This window comes from Pseudomonas inefficax, from assembly GCF_900277125.1.
In the GTDB taxonomy this organism is placed as follows: domain Bacteria; phylum Pseudomonadota; class Gammaproteobacteria; order Pseudomonadales; family Pseudomonadaceae; genus Aquipseudomonas; species Aquipseudomonas inefficax.
In genome coordinates this window covers 153,140-172,397 of record NZ_OPYN01000070.1, presented here as the reverse complement: position 1 = coordinate 172,397, position 19,258 = coordinate 153,140, and the positions used below count along the sequence as shown (strand labels likewise).

16 protein-coding genes and 1 tRNA gene are annotated in these 19,258 nt (G+C 63.5%); 8 read left to right on the top strand and 9 right to left on the bottom strand.

Annotation, left to right across the window (positions count from 1 at the left end; all coding sequences use genetic code 11):
* Positions 1 to 31: 31 nt before the first annotated feature.
* Both fadB and JV551A3_RS08455 read right to left on the bottom strand, forming a co-directional pair.
* Positions 32 to 2,179, bottom strand: a complete 2,148-nt coding sequence (fadB, locus tag JV551A3_RS08465) for a fatty acid oxidation complex subunit alpha FadB (protein WP_133970877.1) — start codon at positions 2,177 to 2,179, stop codon at positions 32 to 34.
* Positions 2,180 to 2,777: 598 nt separating this feature from the next.
* On the bottom strand, positions 2,778 to 3,215 hold the full coding sequence (locus JV551A3_RS08455) for a hypothetical protein (protein WP_133970876.1): 438 nt from the start codon (positions 3,213 to 3,215) through the stop codon (positions 2,778 to 2,780).
* A gap of 110 nt (positions 3,216 to 3,325) precedes the next feature.
* Here JV551A3_RS08455 and JV551A3_RS08450 point away from each other — a divergent pair, with 110 nt between their 5' ends.
* A complete protein-coding gene (locus tag JV551A3_RS08450; RefSeq protein ID WP_133970875.1) occupies positions 3,326 to 3,766 on the top strand; it encodes a universal stress protein in 441 nt (146 codons plus the stop codon).
* A 125-nt stretch (positions 3,767 to 3,891) separates the two neighbouring features.
* Here JV551A3_RS08450 and JV551A3_RS08440 read toward each other — a convergent pair whose 3' ends face one another.
* Positions 3,892 to 5,820: an ATP-binding cassette domain-containing protein gene (locus JV551A3_RS08440; RefSeq protein ID WP_114171999.1), complete on the bottom strand. Its 1,929-nt coding sequence runs from the start codon at positions 5,818 to 5,820 to the stop codon at positions 3,892 to 3,894.
* A gap of 221 nt (positions 5,821 to 6,041) precedes the next feature.
* Between JV551A3_RS08440 and JV551A3_RS08435 the strand changes: the two genes are divergently transcribed.
* The gene (locus JV551A3_RS08435) at positions 6,042 to 7,967 is read left to right on the top strand and encodes a transglycosylase SLT domain-containing protein (protein WP_112252129.1); all 1,926 of its coding nucleotides are present in this window, start codon (positions 6,042 to 6,044) and stop codon (positions 7,965 to 7,967) included.
* Positions 7,968 to 8,096: 129 nt separating this feature from the next.
* Here the strand turns inward: JV551A3_RS08435 and JV551A3_RS08430 are convergent, their stop codons facing one another.
* Together JV551A3_RS08430 and JV551A3_RS08425 are read right to left on the bottom strand one after the other, a co-directional pair.
* Positions 8,097 to 8,900: an MOSC domain-containing protein gene (locus JV551A3_RS08430; RefSeq protein ID WP_133970874.1), complete on the bottom strand. Its 804-nt coding sequence runs from the start codon at positions 8,898 to 8,900 to the stop codon at positions 8,097 to 8,099.
* Positions 8,901 to 8,956: 56 nt separating this feature from the next.
* Positions 8,957 to 9,892, bottom strand: coding sequence for a chemotaxis protein CheV (locus JV551A3_RS08425; RefSeq protein WP_133970873.1), 936 nt, complete (start codon positions 9,890 to 9,892; stop codon positions 8,957 to 8,959).
* A 350-nt stretch (positions 9,893 to 10,242) separates the two neighbouring features.
* Between JV551A3_RS08425 and JV551A3_RS08420 the strand changes: the two genes are divergently transcribed.
* The 3 genes from JV551A3_RS08420 (at position 10,243) to JV551A3_RS08410 (ending at position 12,673) form a co-directional block, all read left to right on the top strand.
* Positions 10,243 to 10,752 carry a histidine kinase gene (locus JV551A3_RS08420; protein ID WP_133970968.1) on the top strand — a complete coding sequence of 170 codons (510 nt, stop codon included), beginning with the start codon at positions 10,243 to 10,245 and terminating at the stop codon, positions 10,750 to 10,752.
* Positions 10,753 to 11,127: 375 nt separating this feature from the next.
* The gene (locus JV551A3_RS08415) at positions 11,128 to 12,024 is read left to right on the top strand and encodes a sensor histidine kinase (RefSeq protein WP_133970872.1); all 897 of its coding nucleotides are present in this window, start codon (positions 11,128 to 11,130) and stop codon (positions 12,022 to 12,024) included.
* Positions 12,014 to 12,673, top strand: a complete 660-nt coding sequence (locus JV551A3_RS08410) for a response regulator (protein ID WP_112252124.1) — start codon at positions 12,014 to 12,016, stop codon at positions 12,671 to 12,673. The genes JV551A3_RS08415 and JV551A3_RS08410 overlap by 11 nt, the downstream gene beginning before the upstream one ends.
* Here JV551A3_RS08410 and yegS read toward each other — a convergent pair.
* The gene (gene yegS, locus JV551A3_RS08405; RefSeq protein ID WP_133970871.1) at positions 12,657 to 13,544 is read right to left on the bottom strand and encodes a lipid kinase YegS; all 888 of its coding nucleotides are present in this window, start codon (positions 13,542 to 13,544) and stop codon (positions 12,657 to 12,659) included. The genes JV551A3_RS08410 and yegS overlap by 17 nt on opposite strands.
* A 387-nt stretch (positions 13,545 to 13,931) precedes the next feature.
* Here yegS and JV551A3_RS08400 point away from each other — a divergent pair, with 387 nt between their 5' ends.
* On the top strand, positions 13,932 to 15,158 hold the full coding sequence (locus JV551A3_RS08400) for a glycosyltransferase family 4 protein (protein ID WP_133970870.1): 1,227 nt from the start codon (positions 13,932 to 13,934) through the stop codon (positions 15,156 to 15,158).
* A gap of 9 nt (positions 15,159 to 15,167) precedes the next feature.
* Here the strand turns inward: JV551A3_RS08400 and JV551A3_RS08395 are convergent, their stop codons facing one another.
* On the bottom strand, positions 15,168 to 16,355 hold the full coding sequence (locus tag JV551A3_RS08395; protein WP_133970967.1) for a molybdopterin molybdotransferase MoeA: 1,188 nt from the start codon (positions 16,353 to 16,355) through the stop codon (positions 15,168 to 15,170).
* Positions 16,356 to 16,377: 22 nt separating this feature from the next.
* Positions 16,378 to 16,917, bottom strand: coding sequence for a molybdenum cofactor biosynthesis protein B (moaB, locus tag JV551A3_RS08390; protein WP_025338313.1), 540 nt, complete (start codon positions 16,915 to 16,917; stop codon positions 16,378 to 16,380).
* Between the two features lie 188 nt (positions 16,918 to 17,105).
* Here moaB and JV551A3_RS08385 point away from each other — a divergent pair, with 188 nt between their 5' ends.
* Together JV551A3_RS08385 and JV551A3_RS08380 are read left to right on the top strand one after the other, a co-directional pair.
* Positions 17,106 to 17,327, top strand: a complete 222-nt coding sequence (locus JV551A3_RS08385; RefSeq protein ID WP_025338312.1) for a YgdI/YgdR family lipoprotein — start codon at positions 17,106 to 17,108, stop codon at positions 17,325 to 17,327.
* 80 nt (positions 17,328 to 17,407) lie between these two features.
* Positions 17,408 to 17,484: transfer RNA gene (locus JV551A3_RS08380), tRNA-Pro, on the top strand.
* A gap of 190 nt (positions 17,485 to 17,674) precedes the next feature.
* Here the strand turns inward: JV551A3_RS08380 and mqo are convergent.
* Entirely contained in the window at positions 17,675 to 19,249 is a 1,575-nt protein-coding gene (mqo, locus tag JV551A3_RS08375; RefSeq protein WP_133978568.1) for a malate dehydrogenase (quinone), read from the bottom strand.
* Positions 19,250 to 19,258: the final 9 nt, after the last annotated feature.

The window sequence follows — 19,258 nt, the reverse complement described above, 5'->3', positions numbered from 1 at the left end:
ATCAAATCTCTCGCTCTAGCTCGTTGACCGCTCAGTTGAAGAAGCGCTGGCCGTTCTTGGCCATTTCACGCAGCTTGGCGGTCGGGTGGTACAGCGGCCCCAGGTCGGCGTACTGATCGGCCAGGGCAACGAATTCGGCCACACCGATCGAGTCGATGTAGCGAAGCGCACCACCGCGGAAGGGAGGGAAGCCAATGCCGTAGACCAGACCCATGTCGGCTTCGGCGGCGGTTTCCACGATGCCGTCTTCCAGGCAGCGCACGGTCTCCAGGCACAGCGGGATCATCATCCAGTTGATGATGTCTTCGTCGGTAACTTCACGCTGCTCGAAAACGATCGGCTTGAGCACATCGAGCACGGTGGCATCAGCGACCTTCTTCGGTTTGCCGCGCTTGTCGGTTTCGTAGGCGTAGAAGCCCTTGCCGTTCTTCTGGCCCAGGCGGTTGGCCTCGTACAGCGCGTCAACGGCCGAGCGGCGCTCGTCCTTCATGCGGTCCGGGAAGCCTTCGGCCATAACGTCGCGGCCGTGGTGGCCGGTGTCGATGCCGACCACGTCCATCAGGTACGCCGGGCCCATCGGCCAGCCGAATTTTTCCATGACCTTGTCGATTCGCACGAAGTCGACACCGGCGCTTACCAGCTTGGCGAAGCCGCCGAAGTACGGGAACAGCACACGGTTGACCAGGAAGCCCGGGCAGTCGTTGACCACGATCGGGTTCTTGCCCATCTTCTTGGCGTAGGCCACGGTGGTGGCGACCGCCACTTCACTGGACTTCTCGCCACGGATGACTTCCACCAGCGGCATCATGTGCACCGGGTTGAAGAAGTGCATGCCGACGAAGTTTTCCGGGCGCTTGAGCGCCTTGGCCAGCAGGTTGATGGAGATGGTCGAGGTGTTGGAGGCGAGGATCGCATCGTCCTTCACCTGGCCTTCCACTTCGGCCAGCACGGCCTGCTTGACCTTCGGGTTTTCGACAACGGCTTCGACGACGATGTCGACATTGGCGAAATCGCCATAGGACAGGGTCGGGCGAATGGCGTTGAGTGCCTCGGCCATCTTGGCCGGGGTCAGGCGGCCCTTCTCGACGCGGTTGCCGAGCAGCTTGGAGGCCTCGTTCAGGCCCAGCTGGATGGCTTCCTCGCGGATGTCCTTCATCAGGATCGGGGTGCCCTTGACCGCCGACTGATAGGCGATGCCGCCACCCATGATGCCGGCGCCGAGCACGGCGGCCTGCTTCACATCGTGGGCGATTTCGTCATGTGCCTTGGCCTTGCGCTTGAGTTCCTGGTCGTTGAGGAACAGGCCGATCAGGCTCTGCGCAACCGAGGTCTTGGCCAGCTTGGCGAAGCCTGCGGCTTCGACTTCCAGGGCCTTGTCACGGCCGAGGTTGGCAGCCTTCTGAATGGTCTTGATGGCTTCGACCGGTGCCGGGTAGTTCGGGCCGGCCTGGCCGGCGACGAAGCCCTTGGCAGTCTCGAAGGCCATCATCTGCTCGATGGCGTTGAGCTTGAGTTTTTCCAGTTTCGGTTGGCGCTTGGCCTTGTAGTCCAGCTCGCCACTGATGGCGCGCTTGACCAGGTCGAGGGCGCCAGCCATCAGCAGTTCAGGCGCGACCACGGCGTCGACGGCACCCACTTTCAGGGCGTCTTCGGCACGGTTTTCCTTGCCGGCGGCGATCCACTCGATGGCGTTGTCCGAACCGATCAGGCGCGGCAGGCGCACAGTACCGCCGAAGCCCGGGTAGATACCCAGCTTGACTTCCGGCAGGCCGATCTTGGCGCTGGTGGACATGACCCGGTAGTCGGCGGCCAGGCACATTTCCAGGCCACCGCCCAGGGCGATACCGTTGATGGCTGCGACGGTCGGCACTTCGAGGTCTTCGAAGGCGTTGAAGATGCGATTGGCTTCCAGGTTGCCGGCGACCAGTTCGGCCTCGGGCAGCTTGAAGTTGTCGACGAACTCGGTGATGTCGGCGCCGACGATGAACACGTCCTTGCCACTGCTGACGATAACGCCCTTGACCGAGGCGTCGGCCTGAATGGCATCGACGGCCTGGCGCAGTTCGTTCAGGGTCAGGCGGTTGAACTTGTTGACGGACTCACCCTTGAGGTCGAACTTGAGCTCGACGATGCCACTTTCAAGAGCCTTAACCGTGATGGCTTTACCTTCGTAAATCATCAACTGATCTCCACGATATGGAAGCTGAACTGTACACGCCGATCGCTGCAGCAAAAGCAGGCATAGCCGCCCTGCCCCAGGCACACCCGTCAGCGCGCTAGTCGGAAGTATGGCTTGGCGTCATGACATACAAACGCTCAATTCATACGCCCGTTTGATTTGGGTGTGCACACATTCTCCGAAAAGATCGACGTTGTCAAATGCTCGCGAGCAAGGTGAAAACACGACTTTCCGGTCATTTTGTAGCGTTCTGGTACGAAACATGATGGCGGTGATTGCTGGCCATTCATGTCGGCGATTGCCTTGCGCGGCGACCTCGAACGGCTACACTGGCACTTGCTTGATGCATACCCGGCCTGCCTGGCCTTTTCTGCGCAGCAGAACGCAAAGCGGCGACTTGGCACCCCACCCCTTCAGGGGATCGGCCAAGCCGCCGCTTTGTCGTTTGGGCTTACCTATAGAGAAAAGGTTGATGGAGGGGCATAGCGGCCCTGTGGGAGCGGGTTTACCCGCGAACACCGGCAAAGCCGGTGCCATACACCGAGTCGTCTTCTTCGCGGGTGAACCCGCTCCCACAGGGACCGCGTAAAGGCATCATTCAGGCCAAGGTTTCAAGGACGTAGGCAACATCCTGCAACACAGCCGTATCCCCCCGCTCGGTCCAGTACAGCGCGATCATCCGGGCATCGGCTTCTACCTTGTAGACGCTCGCCGGCAAGCGCGACAGGGGCTCCATGAAGCGCGGATCCTCGCAGGGCTCACGCCACTGGTTCCACCAAACCCCCGGGGTGATCTGCCAGAAGCAGAAGCTGTCCTCATGCCCGCGGCGGCGTGCCCGGTGGTACTGCGGGCACGGGCTTGGCGGCTCCTTTTCCAGCCAGTGCGGCCACTGCTGCGGCGCCAGTTGCATGGCCAGGCCCATGCGCCGAGCCTCAAGGCGCAGCTTCATCTGCTCGCTCTGCTTGCGCGAGGTGCGCAGCCAGGAAAGCGGGCTGAGAATCAGCGCGAGGATTGACACCACCAGCAATACCGTCATATCTGTAGTTCCCATAAAACGTTGCAAATGAGCTGGTTAGCCATTTTTCACGGAAGACCCGCCCGAAAGCGACCATACTTCTTCTATCGCGATTGTCAGGAGTTCCGCTCATGTCCTACGAACATCTTCTGGTCGCCGTCGACCTGACCGAAGAATGCGACCCGGTGATCAAACGTGCCATGGCGCTGGCTGCACCGTCGAATGCCAAGGTTTCACTGGTACACATCGTCGAGCCGATGGCCATGGCATTCGGTGGTGATGTGCCAATGGACCTGTCGCAGCTGCAACAGCAGCAGTTCGACCAGGCCAAGGAGCGCATGGACCGGCTGTTCAACAAATACCCGGACATCCACCGCGGCGACTCGCACCTGACCTATGGCCAGCCGCGCCAGGAAATCCATCAGCTGGCCAAGGATCAGAAGTGCGACCTGATCGTGGTCGGCAGCCATGGCCGTCACGGCCTGGCGTTGCTGCTGGGCTCCACGGCCAATGACGTGCTGCATGGTGCACCGTGCGATGTGCTGGCGGTGCGCTTGCTGAAGAAAGAATGATTTGATCTGTACCGGCCTCTTCGCGGGTAAACCCGCTCCCACAGGTACCGCACAGACCTGAAAATCTGTGGGGGACCTGTGGGAGCGGGTTTACCCGCGAAGAGGCCGGGCCAGGCTAACGCCGGTCAGCCTTCCAGCTCGGCCCAGCGCTCCACCAGCACATCCAGCTCCGCCTGCAGCTTCTCGATCTTCGCCAGCACCGCCGAAGTTTCTGCAATCGGCCGCTGATAGAAGCCCGCCGCATTCACTTCTTCCTGGGCCTCGGCCATGCGCTGTTCCAGCGCGTCGATCTGCCCTGGCAGCATCTCCAGCTCGCGCTGCAGCTTGTAGCTGAGCTTCTTCTTCGATGCTTCTTCCGCCACCGGCGCAGCCACTGGCGCCGGCTTGGCCTCGACCTTCTCCACCACCGCGCTGTTGAGCGCAGACTTGCCGCCCTTGCTTTCGGTCACGCCCAGCAGCTTCGGCGAACCGCCCTGGCGAATCCAGTCCTCGTAACCACCGACGTACTCGCGCACCTTGCCCTCGCCTTCGAACACCAGGGTGCTGGTGACGACGTTGTCGAGGAACGCCCGGTCGTGGCTGACGATCAGCACGGTGCCCTTGTAGTTGGACAGTACTTCCTCGAGCAGCTCGAGGGTTTCCACATCCAGGTCGTTGGTCGGTTCGTCGAGCACCAGCAGGTTGGCCGGCTTGCTGAACAGCTTGGCCAGCAGCAGCCGCGCGCGCTCGCCACCCGACAGCGCCTTAACCGGCGTACGGGCGCGCTGGGGGCTGAACAAGAAGTCACCGAGGTAACTCAGCACATGGCGGTTCTGGCCGTCGATCTCGATGAAATCGCGGCCTTCGGCCAGGTTGTCGATCACGGTCTTTTCCAGCTCGAGCTGGTGGCGCATCTGGTCGAAATAGGCCACTTCCAGCTTGGTGCCGCGCTCGACCTTGCCGCTGGTCGGCTCCAGGTCGCCAAGCATCAGCTTGAGCAGGGTGGTCTTGCCGGTACCGTTGGCGCCCAGCAGGCCGATGCGATCCTCACGCTGCAGGACCATGGAGAAATCCTTGACCAGCATCGGCCCCTCAGGGTGATGGAAGCTGACGTTTTCCAGCACCATCACCTGCTTGCCGGACTTTTCCGCCGCCTCGATCTGGATGTTGGCCTTGCCCTGGCGCTCGCGGCGTTCGCTGCGCTCCACGCGCAGCGCCTTGAGCGCACGCACGCGGCCTTCGTTGCGGGTACGACGGGCCTTGATGCCCTGACGGATCCACACCTCTTCCTGGGCCAGGCGCTTGTCGAACAGCGCGTTGGCGGTTTCCTCGGCGGCCAGCGCGGCCTCCTTGTGCACCAGGAAGCTGGCGTAGTCGCCGTTCCAGTCGATCAGCCCGCCGCGGTCCAGCTCGAGGATGCGGGTGGCCAGGTTCTGCAGGAAGGAACGGTCGTGGGTGATGAACAGCACGGCGCCGTTGAAGCTGCGCAGGGCCTCTTCGAGCCAGGCGATGGCACCGATGTCCAAGTGGTTGGTCGGCTCGTCGAGCAGCAGCAGGTCGGGCTCCGACACCAGCGCCTGGGCCAGCAGCACGCGGCGGCGCCAGCCACCGGACAGCTCGGCCAGGGTCTTGTCGGCCGGCAGCTGCAGGCGGCTGAGGGTGCTTTCCACCACTTGCTGCAGGCGCCAGCCGTCACGGGCTTCCAGCTCGTGCTGGACATGCATGAGTTTTTCCAGGTCTTCATCGCCCTGGATGTTCAGGCTCAGGTGATGGAACTGCGCCAGCAACTCGCCCACGCCATCCAGGCCTGCGGCCACCACGTCGAACACCGTGCGCTCGTCGGCCACCGGCAGCTCCTGCGGCAGCTCGCCGATCTTCAGGCCCGGGGCACGCCAGATTTCGCCGTCGTCGCCTTTTTGCTCGCCCTTGACCAGGCGCAGCATGCTCGACTTGCCGGTGCCGTTGCGGCCGATGATGCACACCCGCTCGCCACGAGCGATCTGCCAGGACACGTGGTCCAGCAGCGGCATGGCACCGAATGCGAGGGACACATCGCTGAATTTGAGCAGGGTCATGTTGGTCTCCATAAATCGGGCGCGCATTCTACCTGACTTGGCCTGCGACGGCATCCGCCTGACCAGCCGGCGAAGGCTTTGCGACATCCGGTCGAACTTAATATCCGGATACAAGCACAGTGCTTTCACCCGCCGCCGGCAAACAGCTAAGCTAAGGCAATAGCTTCCATCAGTGCTGGCTCCGCCGTCACTTCCCCATGGTTCAACTGCCCGGACGTATCATGCGCAGCCGCCTGTTACAAATTGCTTCCTGCCTGCTGCTCAGCGCTGCCACCTGCGCCGCGCAGGCCGCCGACCTTACCCTGCAACGTCAGTACTATGACGAGGCCAAGCGTGCACTGGCCAAGGGCGACAAAGGCCCCTACCTGCGCTATGCCCAGGCCCTCAGCGACTACCCGCTGACGCCCTATCTGGCCTACGACGAACTCACCGCCCGCCTGAAAACCGCCAGCAACCAGGAAATCGAAGGCTTCCTCGCCAAGCATGGCGACCTGCCCCAGGCCAACTGGATGAAACTGCGCTGGTTGCGCTGGCTGGCCGAACGTGGCGAATGGAACACCTTCGTCAAGTACTACGACCCCAAGCTCAACTTCACCGAACTGGACTGCCTCAACGGCCAGTACCAGCTCAGCCACGGCCTGCGCGCCGAGGGCTTTGCCACGGCCGACAAATTGTGGAACGTCGGCAAGTCGCAACCGGCCACCTGCGACACGCTGTTCGGCATGTGGGCGGCCGAGGGCCAGCTGACCGAGGCCAAGCGCTGGCAACGCACCAAGCTGGCGACCCAGGCGCGCAACTACGGCCTGGCCAACAACCTGGTCAAGACCCTGACCACCCTCGCCCCGCAGGGGCGCCTGCTGGTCGATGTGGCGCAGAAACCCGAGCTGCTCAACCAGCCGTCGCGCTTCACCCCGGTCAACGAAGCCATGTCCGATGTGGTCAGCCTGGGCCTGCGCCGCCTGGCCCGGCAGGACCCTGAGCGGGCCATGGCGCTGCTCGACGACTACGCCCAGCGCATGCACTTTTCCCGTGACGAGAAGGTGGCCATCGCCCGCGAAATCGGCCTGACCCTGGCGCGCCGCTACGACCCGCGCGCACTCGACCTGATGACCCGCTACGACCCCGAACTGCGTGACAACACCGTCAGCGAATGGCGCCTGCGCCTGCTGCTGCGCCTGGGCCGTTGGGAAGACGCCTATGAGCTGACCCGCCGCCTGCCCCAGGACCTGGCCAGCAGCAGCCGCTGGAAGTACTGGCAGGCGCGCAGCCTGGAGCTGGCGCAGCCGAACAATCCACAGGTCCCGCTGCTGTACAAGACCGTGGCGCGCGAGCGTGACTTCTACGGCTTCCTCGCCGCCGACCGGGCACAAACCCCTTACCAGCTGAACAACAAGCCGCTGGTGCTCAGCCCACAGTTGGTCAACAAGGTACGCAACACCCCAGGCATTCGCCGTGCCCTGGAGTTCCACGCCCGCGGCCAGATCGTCGAAGGCCGCCGCGAGTGGTACCACGTCAGCCGCCACTTCAGCCGCGACGAAATGGTCGCCCAGGCACGCCTGGGCTACGACCTGCGCTGGTACTTCCCGGCCATTCGCACCATCAGCCAGGCGCAGTACTGGGACGACCTGGACATTCGCTTCCCGATGGCCCATCGCGACACCTTGGTGCGCGAGGCCAAGGTCCGCGGCCTGCATTCGAGCTGGGTATTCGCCATTACCCGCCAGGAAAGCGCATTCATGGAGGATGCCCGCTCCCCGGTAGGTGCCAGCGGCCTGATGCAGTTGATGCCGGCCACGGCCAAGGAAACCGCGCGCAAGTTCAGCATTCCGCTGGCATCACCGGCGCAAGTGCTCAACCCGGACAAGAACATCCAGCTGGGCGCTGCCTACCTGAGCCAGGTGCACAGCCAATTCAACGGCAACCGGGTGCTCGCCTCGGCAGCCTACAACGCCGGGCCCGGGCGGGTGCGGCAGTGGCTCAAAGGCGCCAAGCACCTGAGCTTCGATGTGTGGGTGGAGTCGATCCCGTTCGATGAAACGCGCCAGTACGTGCAGAACGTGCTGTCGTATTCGGTGATCTACGGGCAGAAGCTGAACTCGCCGCAGCCGCTGGTGGATTGGCATGAGCGGTACTTCGATGACATGTGATTGCTACTGAGCCTGTGCCGGCCTTTTCGCGGGTAAACCCGCTCCCACAGGGTCCTCACATTTCTTGAGGGGAGTGGAGTACCTGTGGGAGCGGGCAAGCCCGCGAAAGGGCCGGCACAGACAATACAGCTATTCCAGAATCTCGACCTGCATCCCTACCTCCAGCCACCCGCTGCCATCCACCGCCAGGTTCTGCCCGAACAGCACATCCCCTTCCCTTTCGCGGAAGGTCCTGAGAGTGGCCATCGGCTCACGGTCCTCGCTGCGCTCGCCAGTAGCCGGGTCGATAGTGGTGAAGATGCAGCGCACACTGGGCTTGAGCACGCGAAACTCCAGGCTGCCGATACGAATCCGCTTCCAGCCATCTTCTGCAAACGGCTCGCCCCCCTGCACAACCAGGTTGGGCCGAAAGCGCAGCATCTCCATGGGCCGGCCGACACGCCGGTCGAGTTCATCCAGCGAACCCTGGCCGATGAGCAACAGTGGAAAACCGTCCGGAAACGCCGCCCGGTCACTGTTGAAGCCATAGCCATTGGGCAGATAACGCGCACGCTGCTCCGGGCAATGCACCAGGCGCACGGCCTTGCCCAGCAACTGGCTCAGCCAGGCCGCCGCCGCATCGCCCGCATCCGGCACTCGCAAGGTGTCGCGCCAGATGGTCACACCACGCAGGGCGTCATCGGCAGGTGGCACAGGCACTCGCAACGGTGCCTGCCCAGGCGCTTCCAGCAGCAACTGGCCGCTGTCATCATCACTTGCCTTGATCTGGCCCAGCTGAGGCCAGGCGCGCTGGGTAAGGAAGCGTCCGTTTTCTTCCTCCACCACCATCCAGCGCCGGTCGCCCTGCAACCCCAGCAACCCCACCGGTGATGCCTGCAGGCGTTGCGCCTGCCCCGACTTCACCGGGTACCGATACAGCTCACTGAGAAACATCCCTGCCGCCTCGCGTCATGCCAAAACGCCAAGCTTATACCCAGCAGGGGCCGGGATCACGCGGTAGCGACATCCAGCAACAGGCGTTGCTTGACCACTTCGACCAGGCGATCGGGCTGGAACTTGGACAGGAAGTTGTCGCAGCCCACCTTCTTCACCATCGATTCGTTGAAACTACCCGACAGCGAGGTGTGCAACACCACGTACAGCTGGCGCAAACGGGCATCGCCACGGATCTCGGTGGTCAACCGGTAGCCGTCCATTTCCGGCATCTCGGCGTCGGTGAACACCATCAGCAGCTTCTCGCACACGTTCTCGCCTGCATCGGCCCACCCCTTGAGCAGGCGCAGCGCCTTCAAGCCATCACTGGCCACGTGCAGTTTCACGCCCAGCTGGGACAGGGTGTCGCGCAATTGCGCAAGGGCCACGCTGGAGTCGTCCACCAGCAGCACTTCGCGGCCGCGAGCCCGGGCCAGCACCGGGTCGGCGAGCTTGTCGCCGGAAACCCGGGCGTTGTACGGCACGATCTCGGCCAGCACCTTTTCCACATCGATCACTTCCACCAGCTTGTCATCGACCTTGGTGATGGCCGTCAGGTAGTGCTGGCGTCCGGCGCTGGACGGCGGCGGCATGATCGCTTCCCAGTTCATGTTGACGATGCGGTCGACACCGCCCACCAGGAAGGCCTGCACCGAGCGGTTGTACTCGGTGACGATGATGGTGCTGTCCGGCCCCGGCTGCAGCGGGCGCATGCCGATCGCCTGGGACAGGTCGATCACCGGCAGGGTCTGGCCGCGCAGGTTGACCACACCGCAGACGAAAGCGTGGCGCTGGGGCATCAGGGTCAGCTTGGGCAGTTGCAGCACTTCCTGCACCTTGAACACGTTGATCGCGAACAGCTGGCGGCCGGCCAGGCGAAACATCAGGATTTCCAGGCGGTTCTCACCCACCAGTTGCGTGCGTTGGTCTACCGTGTCGAGAATGCCAGCCATTGGAAAGCCCCCAGGCTTGAGTCGGAAAAAGTGAAATCATCTACCCTGTATCGGCGGCTTCACCCACACCTTGACCCTTTCGGGAAAATGCCGTGAAGGCAATTGATATCACTTTACCATCATGCTTTACTGCGAGAAGCGCAGGTTATTGAGCGGAACGGCAAAAGTTCCCCACCTGAGCCCCTTATCAGGGAAACCCTTAGCCACAATCGGGCGCAACCTGATGTTCGCGATATCCTTTAGCCATTAATGTGACGCCATTCTCATTGCATGAATGGAGTCAGGCTTTTGTTAGCTATCGTTTTGGCGTGCCCGTCCCCTGCGCCTGCCCCACGCGCGGGTGCATCATGATGGACAGCGCCTTGTCGTTCGATACCGCCCTGCAGGGGTTCCTGCTGGATGCCCAGGTCCTGCTGACCCAGGCCCAGGAATGCCTGCAGCACCTGGAACTGATCGACAACGACCCGGATGCTTGCCACTGCCTGGACAATGCCCTCGACAACCTCGCTCGACAGGCCGCACACCTGGGCCTGCGCGAAGTGGCCCACTACACGACCGCCCTGCAGCAGCTGCTGGCACCGGCCTGCCAGGGCGGTTGCCTGCAGCGCGAAGCCCTGCCCGCGTTAGAGGCCTGCCTGACCTTGCTGGCCTGGCAGCTGGAATTGGTCGACCCTTGCACCGGGCGGCTCAACCTGGACATTGGCGAGCAGCTGGTGCTGCTGGGTGAACTGGCCAAGGCCGTGCAGCAACCGTTCGCACAACCCTGCACGTCCTGCAAGGAGCACGGCAGCGTGTGCATGCACCCGCATTCCGAGACGGCAGGCAGCACGCACTCCGGCCGCTCATCCAGCACCTATTGAACTGGCGCAAGATGCAGCCGGGCCCGTTTACTCAAGCCCACTCTGGTCGTACTTGGAAAGTTCCAGAAGTTTTCCAGGTTGCCATGGGCCAAGTTGAATCAACAGCGCGCAAGTTGCATGGCAAGTGCCTGTTGTGTGATCAAGCCGAGTGGCACATTGCTACCCTTCAGCGCCCGCCCCGCAAGCGTTTCATAGCGTTTCCCGACCGCGACCAATGCACTGCGAAGTGGTAATATGCGCCCCCACTAACGCTTGCACCCTGCAACAAGGTGGCAAGATCACGTGCTCGAAAGTAAATAGCAAGTACTGCTACAAAGCCTCTGACATGGATAGTGCAAGGCCTCCATCAGCAATACTTCAGTGGCTCCCCTACCTATGTTTCCACACTTGAAGACTTCCTTGCGGTGCTGCTCCCGCGCCACCCTGCTGCGCTGGGCGACGGTCGGGCTGTGCGTGGCCTCGCTGGTCGCCAACCTGATGCTGTACCTGGCCGACCAGGCGATTCCGGCCAGCCTGCTGGTGCTGCAGCTGGCCGCCACGCTGGGCGCAGCCGTGCACCTGGCCCTGGGCGCCAGGTCGATCAACCTGCGTCCGGCGGAACTGGCCGAGCGCATGCTCAAGGTCCAGGAGGACGAGCGCCAGCACCTGAGCCGGGAACTGCACGACGACATCGGCCAGCTGCTCACCGCCGCCAAGCTGCAGCTGCAGTGGCTGCAAAAGCGCATGCCCGATGAGCTTCAAGGCCACTGCGACGCCCTGCGCAGCACGCTGGATGACACGTTGAGCAACGTGCGCGATGTCTCCGCCCTGCTCAACCCACGGCAGTTGGCCAGCCTGGGCCTGGAAGCCAGCCTGCGCGCGCACCTGGTGCGCACCCTGGGCAACAGCGGCGTGCACTGGAGCCTGGCGTGCAACCAGCGCCTGGGGGGCATCGACGAAGCGGTGGCCATGGCGGTGTTCCGCATTACCCAGGAAGCCGTGACCAACATGCTGCGCCACGCCCAGGCACGCAACCTGGTAGTCCGCCTGCAGCGCACCCCCGAGGGGTTGGCGTTGTCGATCCACGACGATGGCCGCGGCTTCGTGCCCGCCAGGCAACCGGCCGAAGCAGGTCAACGGGGCCTGGCCGGCATGCAGGAGCGGGTAACCGCGTTACGGGGCAGCCTGGACATCACCAGCCAGCTCGGCCTGGGCACGCACATCGAGGCGATGTTCCCATGGCCACCGCGCACCCAGCAACGCGCCAGGAGTACTGCTACCCATGACCTGTAAACTGCTGCTGGTAGACGACCACTCGCTGATCCGCGCCGGGGTGCGCGCGCTGGTCTGCGACATCCCCGGCTATGACGTGATCGGCGAAGCCGACGACGGCAGCCAGTTGCTCGAACAGGTGCGCACGCTGACGCCGGACATCGTCTTGCTGGACATCTCCATGCGCTCGACCAGCGGCCTGGACGCCCTCACCCAACTGCGCGCCAGCGGCAGCACCTGCAAAGTGCTGATCCTGTCGATGCACACCGACCCGGACCTGATCATGCGCGCCCTGGAAAGCGGCGCCCACGGCTACTTGCTCAAGGACACCAGCGCCACCGAACTGGAGCAGGCCCTGGCGGCGGTGCGCAACGGCGAACGCTACCTCAGCCCAGCCATCGCCCATACGGTCATCAACCAGGCACTGCAGCACAACAGGCAGGGCAAGCAACCCGCTGGCGAGCGGCATAACCTCACGGCGCGGCAGCTGGAAATCCTGCGCCTGATCGTGCGCGGCAAGTCCACCCGGGAAATCGCCACCGGCTTGGGCCTGTCGATCAAGACAGTGGAAACCCACCGCTCGCAAGTCATGAAACGCCTGCAGATCCATGACGTGGCCGGCCTGGTGCTGTTCGCCGTGCGCGAGAAAATCATCAGCCTGGACGACTGAGCAACGGCGACCCGTCTGGCAGGTGCAGGCGCAGTGCAGCGCGCCTGGCCTGGAAGCGCAACGTGTCGGCCTGCACCGGCTCGCCATCGAGGTTGATGTCCAGCCCCTGCGAGCACTTGATATCGACCCAAGGCAACCGGGCCCTGACGAACAGCCCGTTACCGGCCAACAGCTCACGCAGCGCCCCAACCATCTCCTGTGGTGCCGGCAGGATGGCGATGTCGAGCAAGCCGTCGTCCACCAGGGCTTCGGGGCATAGCACCTGCCCACCCCCGGCCTGGCGGCCATTGCCGATCCCCAGCGCCAGCAGGTCACCCTGCCATTCGAAGCCCGGCCCTTGCAGCTCCACCGAGGCTGCCTGCAGTTCGCTGAAGCGCGACAACCCGGTGAACAGGTAGGCGGCCCCGCCCAGCACCTTCTTCAGGTCTTCGGAGGTATTGGCCGTGACCTGGCTGCCAAAACCGCCGGTGGCCATGTTGAGGAACAACTGGTCGCCGGCCTGGCCCAGGTCTATCGGTTTTGCGGGTATGTTCAGCAAGGCCAGGGCGGTGGCAGGCTCCAGGGGTATGCCGGCGGCCTTGGCAAAATCGTTGGCCGTGCCCAGCGGCAACAACGCCAGGCTGGCCTCGGTACCGGCCAGCCCCATGGCCTCGGCGACATCACGCAGCGTGCCATCCCCGCCTCCGGCGACGATATGGCCGTAACCGGCGGCCAACGCCTCGGTGACCAGGCGCTGGGCATCACCGGCCTCCCAGGTGACCCGCACATCCAGCACCCAGCCGCTGTCGCGCAAGCCATGCACGGCACTGCGCAAGTCTTCGTTCATGGCCTGCTTGCCATGCAGGATCAGCATTGCCTTGCGCCCTTGCATGTGTGCGCCTCCGTGAAGTGATCAACCCAGATCTCGACCCTTTGCAATCGCGGATCGTTGCATGCGTCCCAAAAAATAGCAGGCCAACGCGGTCGATTGTAGGAGCGGCCTTGTGTCGCGACAGGGCCGCAGCGCGGCCCCGGCAATGTGCGCGGCGAAGCTGAAAACGTGGGGCCGCTTCGCGCTCCTGTCGCGACACAAGGCCGCTCCTACAATTGATCGCGCTTGACCGACAAGCGTTGGCCTGTCTTTTCCCCACACCTGACAATGCCCGGCTATGCTCAGCAGATACGTTTTCTTGCCATGGACGCGCCCCGGCAGTGGTTTCACCACTGCCGCCAAAGGGCGCGTCTTGCTATCCGCAGCCTTTAGCGAGGATTTCGGGTCATGCGCATTCTCTGGACACTGCCATATCTGCCCTGGCCGACCACCAGCGGCAGCAAGACCCGGCAATACCACCTGATACGCGCACTGGCCCAGCGGGGCCACCGGATTACCCTGCTGGTGCAATCGAAGATGCCCCTCGGCGATGCCGCCCGCGATGCCCTGGAACCGCTACTGGAACGCCTGATCGTGCTACCCCGCCGCCCTCTGCACAGCCCGCTCAACCTGCTGGCCTCGCCAATCATCGCCTACCCCATGCGGGCAATCATCAATGGCCTGGCTCCTTGCCTGCGGCACCGCTTCGAGCAATTGCTGGACGAGCCCTGGGATGTGATCCAGATCGAGCACAGCTACAGTTTCCAGCCCTTCGAAAAGGCCCTGCAGGCACGCGGACTGCCATACATGCTCAGCGAGCACACCCTGGAATCGGTGATGGGTGGCGCCAGCCACGATCGCCTGCCGCTGTGGCTGCGCCCGCTCAATGCCTTCGACCGCTGGCGCTATCGACGCTGGGAGCAGCGGGTATTGCGCCAACCCACCGAACTGGTGGCGGTCAGCGCCCACGATGCCGAGCTGATCGCGCAGATCAGCGGGCGCCCGGTGAACGTGGTGGTCAATGGCGTGGACTGTGATTTCTATCAGCACGTGCAACCTGCGCTACACAGCCAGCGCCTGCTGTTCGTTGGCAACTTCGAGTATGGCGCCAACCTGGAGGCCATCGAATGGGCGCTGGAAGACATCATGCCGCAGGTCTGGATGAGCAACCCGGCAGTGCGCCTGGCGATCGCCGGGCATGCCATGCCGGCCAGCTGGAAACTGCACTGGAGCGACCCGCGCATCGAATGGTTCGGCTACCGCCCAGACCTGCGTGAACTGCAGCGGCGTTCGGCACTGTTCTTCGCACCGCTGCGCTATGCCGGTGGCTCCAAGGTGAAAATCCTCGAAGCGATGGCCGCCGGCTTGCCGGTGATCACCACCGACAAAGGTGTTTCAGGCCTGGCTGCGAACAACGGTGAGCACTACCTGGGCAGCGGGGATGGCGACCAGCTGGCCCTGCTGATCACCCAGTTGCTCAACCAGCCCTGGCGCATGAGCCAGTTGAGCGATGCCGGGCGCCAGTTCGCCCGCCAGCGCCACGACTGGAGCGTGGCCGCCCAGCAACTGGAGAACGTGCACATGCGCCTGGCTCAGGCGGCACCAGTCGCGGCCGTGCCGCTGGCCAGTGCCTGACCGATCCGCTCAGCCAAGCAGTTCGCTGAACGGGATGAACGGCACGCTGTCACCCTGCTTCGGCGTACTGCCTTCACGAACTTCGACCAGCCCATCGGCCCAGGCCGCACTGCGCAGCACGCCAGAACTCTGGTTCTTGTAGATGCGCACCTGCCCTTGTTCGATGCGGGCGCGCAGGTATTCGCGGCGCGTGCCGGGCTTGGGCCAGTCAAAGCCGGCCGGCATGTCGAAGCGCAACGGCGTGACATCGGTCACGCCCTGACGCCGCAACAGGTAGGGTCGTGTCAGCAGGCCGAAGGTGACCAGGGTCGAGGCCGGGTTACCCGGCAGGCCGATTACCGGCACACCCTGGAAGTGGCCGAAGGTCAGCGGCTTGCCCGGCTTGATCGCCAGCTTCCACAAGGCCAGCTCGCCAGCTTCGCGCAGGGCGGCGCCGAGGTAGTCGGCCTCGCCTACCGAGACACCGCCGGTGGACAGGATCAGGTCGACATCGCCCAGTTCGGCCAGGCAGGTGCGGGTGCGTGCCAGGTCATCCGGCAGGATGCCCGCATCGACCACGTCGCAGCCCAGCCGCTGCAACCAGCTCACCAGCAGCCGACGGTTGCTGTTGTAGATCTGCCCCGGCCCCAACGGCAGGCCGGGTTCGACCAGTTCGTCACCGGTGGACAGCACCGCTACCCGCACCTTGCGCACCACATCCAGGCGGCCGTGGCCCAAGGTCGCGGCCAGGCCCAGCTCGATCGGCCCCAGCCGGGTGCCGGCGCTCATCACCTGTTCGCCCTTGCGGGTTTCCTGGCCCTGAGGACGAATGTTCTGCCCGGTCTTCAGCGCTTCGAGAAAACGTACCCGGCCATCCTCCGTCACTTCGGTGTTTTCCTGCATCTCGACGCAGTCGGCACCTTCGGGCAGCGGTGCCCCGGTGAAGATGCGCGCACAGGTGCCCGGTTGCAGCGGCTGCGGCGCATGGCCGGCAAAAATCCGCTGGCTGACCGGCAGTGGTTCGCCCTGCCAGTCGGCCAGGCGCAAGGCGTAACCATCCATGGCGCTGTTCGGCCAAGGCGGCAGGTCGAGCGAGGCCACCAGGTCGGTGGCCAGCACTCGGCCCTCGGCCTCGGCCAGTGGCAGGTTTTCGGTGTCGCGGATCGGTGCCGCCTCGGCCAATGCCAGCAGCTGCTCCAGGGCCTGTTCCACCGGCATCAGCGGCCGGGCCTGGCGCACCTCAGCCACGGCTGTCGCAGGCCGCTGCCTGCTTCAGGTGCGGCACGAAGTTGCACGGGCGATGGCGGGCATCCAACTGCTCGGCGAGGATACCGTCCCAACCAGTGCGCACCGCGTTGGTCGAACCCGGCAGGCAGCACACCAGGGTACCGTTGGCCAGCCCGGCCAGGGCGCGCGACTGCACGGTGGAGGTGCCGATGTCGGCCACGGAAATCTGCCGGAACAGTTCGCCAAAGCCTTCTACCTGCTTGTCCAGCAGGCAGGCCACGGCCTCGGGCGTACTGTCGCGACCGGTAAAGCCCGTGCCGCCGGTGATCAGCACCACCTGCACGCTGTCATCGGCAATCCAGGTGGCGACTTGGGCGCGAATCTTGTACAGGTCGTCTTTGAGCAGCACACGCTCGGCCAGGCGATGGCCAGCTGCGCTCAGCCGGTCGACGAACAGCTGGCCGGAGGTATCGGTGTCGAAGGTACGTGTGTCGCTGACCGTGAGCACGGCGATGTTCAACGGCACGAAGGGGGTATCTGCCTTGGCTTTCATGGGGGTCCGTCACAACAGGATGGGATGGCCGCAGTTATAACACAGCGCGCGCCCATCACAGCGTGACGCCCATGGCCCTTGCCCTCGATCAATGCCACGGTTTTGCCGCTATGCTGCACTGTAGACGGAACTTGCGTGGACGCCCTGCGTCTTAATGTCATCTAGCACCATCGCACTGGAGAAACACGATGATTCAACGGACCCTACCCGCCTTCCTGCTCGCCTTGGGCCTGGGCGCCCTCGCTGGCTGCGCATCGCCAACCGTCATTACCCTGAACGACGGTCGCGAAATCCAGGCCACCGACACACCGAAGTTCGATGAAGACTCGGGCTTCTACGAATTCGAGCAGCTGGACGGCAAGCGCACGCGCCTGAACAAGGACCAGATCCGCACCGTGAAAGAGCTCTGATCGCAGCCTGTTTTTTGCAAAGGCCCTTTCAACAACAAGGGCTTGCGTGCAAAAAAAGTATGCAGTAGGATTTCTTTCATCGGAGTGTAGCGCAGCCAGGTAGCGCGTCTCGTTCGGGACGAGAAGGCCGCAGGTTCGAATCCTGTCTCTCCGACCAGATCCTCATCAAAAAGCCCGCCTTGTGCGGGCTTTTTGTTGTGCATTGAAAAGTCCCTGTAGGAGCGGCCTTGTGTCGCGATGGGCCGCAAAGCGGCCCCAGATCCCGGCATCGCTGCACCTATCGCCGGGGCTGCTTCGCAGCCCTCTCGCGACGCAAGGCCGCTCCTACAAAGGGCTGCGTCAACCGGTCATAACGCGTGCTCAGCCTCCACAGGCACATACAGCAACTGCAGGCGCTCGCTGCTCCATGCCCGGGTCTGGTTGGTCAGCGCCAGGTTGTTGTTCAGCTTCTGTCCATAGCTCGGCACGATTTCCTTGAGCCTGGCCTGCCAGGCTGGCGACTGGATACGGTCCTTGAAGGTCTTTTCCAGCACGGTCAGCATGATCGGCGCCGCGGTCGAGGCGCCCGGCGAAGCGCCCAGCAATGCAGCGATGCTGCCGTCCTGCGCCGCCACCACTTCAGTACCGAACTGCAGCACACCGCCCAGTACCGGGTCCTTCTTGATCACCTGCACCCGCTGGCCGGCCTGCAACAGCTTCCAGTCTTCGTTCTTGGCGTTGGGGAAATACTCGCGCAGCGCGTTCATGCGGTCATCGAAACTGAGCATCAACTGCCCCATCAGGTAGGTGCTGAGGTCGATGTTGTCGATACCGGCATTGACCATCGGCAGCACGTTGTGGCTGTTCAGCGAGGCGAACATGTCCAGCAGCGAGCCGTGCTTGAGGTACTTGGTGGAGAAGGTCGCGAACGGGCCGAACAACAGCACCTGCTTGCCATCGATCATCCGCGTGTCCAGGTGTGGTACCGACATCGGCGGTGCACCGACCGAGGCCTTGCCGTACAGTTTGGCCTGGTGGCGGGCGACCAGGTCGGGGTTGTCGGTCATCAGGAACTGGCCACCGACCGGGAAGCCGGCATAGCCTTCGGCTTCGGGGATGCCCGACTTCTGCAGCAGCTTCAGCGCACCACCACCGGCACCGATGAAAACGAAGCGCGCGTTGACGAGCTTTTCCTCGCCGCCGTTGGCCAGGTCGGCCACCCGCACACGCCAGGTGCCGTCATCGTTGCGCACGATATCGCGCACTTCATGGCGCAGGTTCAGCGACACATTGGGGTTGCGGGTCATCGCCGCGAACAACTGGCGGGTGATTTCGCCAAAGTTAACGTCGGTACCGATGGCCATGCGCGTGGCGGCAATTTTCTGCTCCGGGTCACGGCCTTCCATCACCAGCGGTGCCCATTTGCGGATCTGCTCGTGGTCTTCGGAAATTTCCATGCCGCGGAACAGCGAGCTGTGCTGCAAGGCGTCGACGCGCTTGTGCAGGAAGGCAACGTTGTCATCACCCCACACAAAGCTCATGTGCGGCACGTTGTTGATGAACGACTTCGGGTTGCTCAGCACGCCCTGTTCGACCTGGTAAGCCCAGAACTGCTTGGAAACCTCGAACTGCTCGTTGACCCCCACGGCTTTGCTGATGTCGATGCTGCCGTCCTTGCCGACGCTGGTGTAGTTCAGCTCACAGAACGCGGAGTGGCCGGTACCGGCGTTGTTCCAGGCGTTGGAGCTTTCTTCGGCTACCTGGTCCAGGCGTTCGTAGACGTCGACCTTCCAGGAAGGCTCCAGTTCGGTGAGGTAGGTGCCCAGGCTGGCACTCATGATGCCACCGCCAATCAGCAACACGTCGACGGTCTTTTCCGGCTCCGCGGGTTTGGAGCAGCCGATGACGCCCAGGCAGAGGAACGTCAGCAGGAATTTCTTCATTGATGTTAT

Bases quoted from the DNA above. Each gene is read 5' to 3' on its own strand.
- JV551A3_RS08440 (WP_114171999.1), bottom strand. From the start codon at position 5,820: ATGACCCTGCTCAAATTCAGCGATGTGTCCCTCGCATTCGGTGCCATG.
- JV551A3_RS08400 (WP_133970870.1), top strand. From the start codon at position 13,932: ATGCGCATTCTCTGGACACTGCCATATCTGCCCTGGCCGACCACCAGC.
- fadB (WP_133970877.1), bottom strand. From the start codon at position 2,179: ATGATTTACGAAGGTAAAGCCATCACGGTTAAGGCTCTTGAAAGTGGC.
- JV551A3_RS08425 (WP_133970873.1), bottom strand. From the start codon at position 9,892: ATGGCTGGCATTCTCGACACGGTAGACCAACGCACGCAACTGGTGGGT.
- JV551A3_RS08435 (WP_112252129.1), top strand. From the start codon at position 6,042: ATGCGCAGCCGCCTGTTACAAATTGCTTCCTGCCTGCTGCTCAGCGCT.
- JV551A3_RS08420 (WP_133970968.1), top strand. From the start codon at position 10,243: ATGGACAGCGCCTTGTCGTTCGATACCGCCCTGCAGGGGTTCCTGCTG.
- moaB (WP_025338313.1), bottom strand. From the start codon at position 16,917: ATGAAAGCCAAGGCAGATACCCCCTTCGTGCCGTTGAACATCGCCGTG.
- yegS (WP_133970871.1), bottom strand. From the start codon at position 13,544: ATGCAAGGGCGCAAGGCAATGCTGATCCTGCATGGCAAGCAGGCCATG.
- JV551A3_RS08450 (WP_133970875.1), top strand. From the start codon at position 3,326: ATGTCCTACGAACATCTTCTGGTCGCCGTCGACCTGACCGAAGAATGC.
- JV551A3_RS08395 (WP_133970967.1), bottom strand. From the start codon at position 16,355: ATGCCGGTGGAACAGGCCCTGGAGCAGCTGCTGGCATTGGCCGAGGCG.
- JV551A3_RS08385 (WP_025338312.1), top strand. From the start codon at position 17,106: ATGATTCAACGGACCCTACCCGCCTTCCTGCTCGCCTTGGGCCTGGGC.
- mqo (WP_133978568.1), bottom strand. From the start codon at position 19,249: ATGAAGAAATTCCTGCTGACGTTCCTCTGCCTGGGCGTCATCGGCTGC.
- JV551A3_RS08410 (WP_112252124.1), top strand. From the start codon at position 12,014: ATGACCTGTAAACTGCTGCTGGTAGACGACCACTCGCTGATCCGCGCC.
- JV551A3_RS08415 (WP_133970872.1), top strand. From the start codon at position 11,128: ATGTTTCCACACTTGAAGACTTCCTTGCGGTGCTGCTCCCGCGCCACC.
- JV551A3_RS08455 (WP_133970876.1), bottom strand. From the start codon at position 3,215: ATGACGGTATTGCTGGTGGTGTCAATCCTCGCGCTGATTCTCAGCCCG.
- JV551A3_RS08430 (WP_133970874.1), bottom strand. From the start codon at position 8,900: ATGTTTCTCAGTGAGCTGTATCGGTACCCGGTGAAGTCGGGGCAGGCG.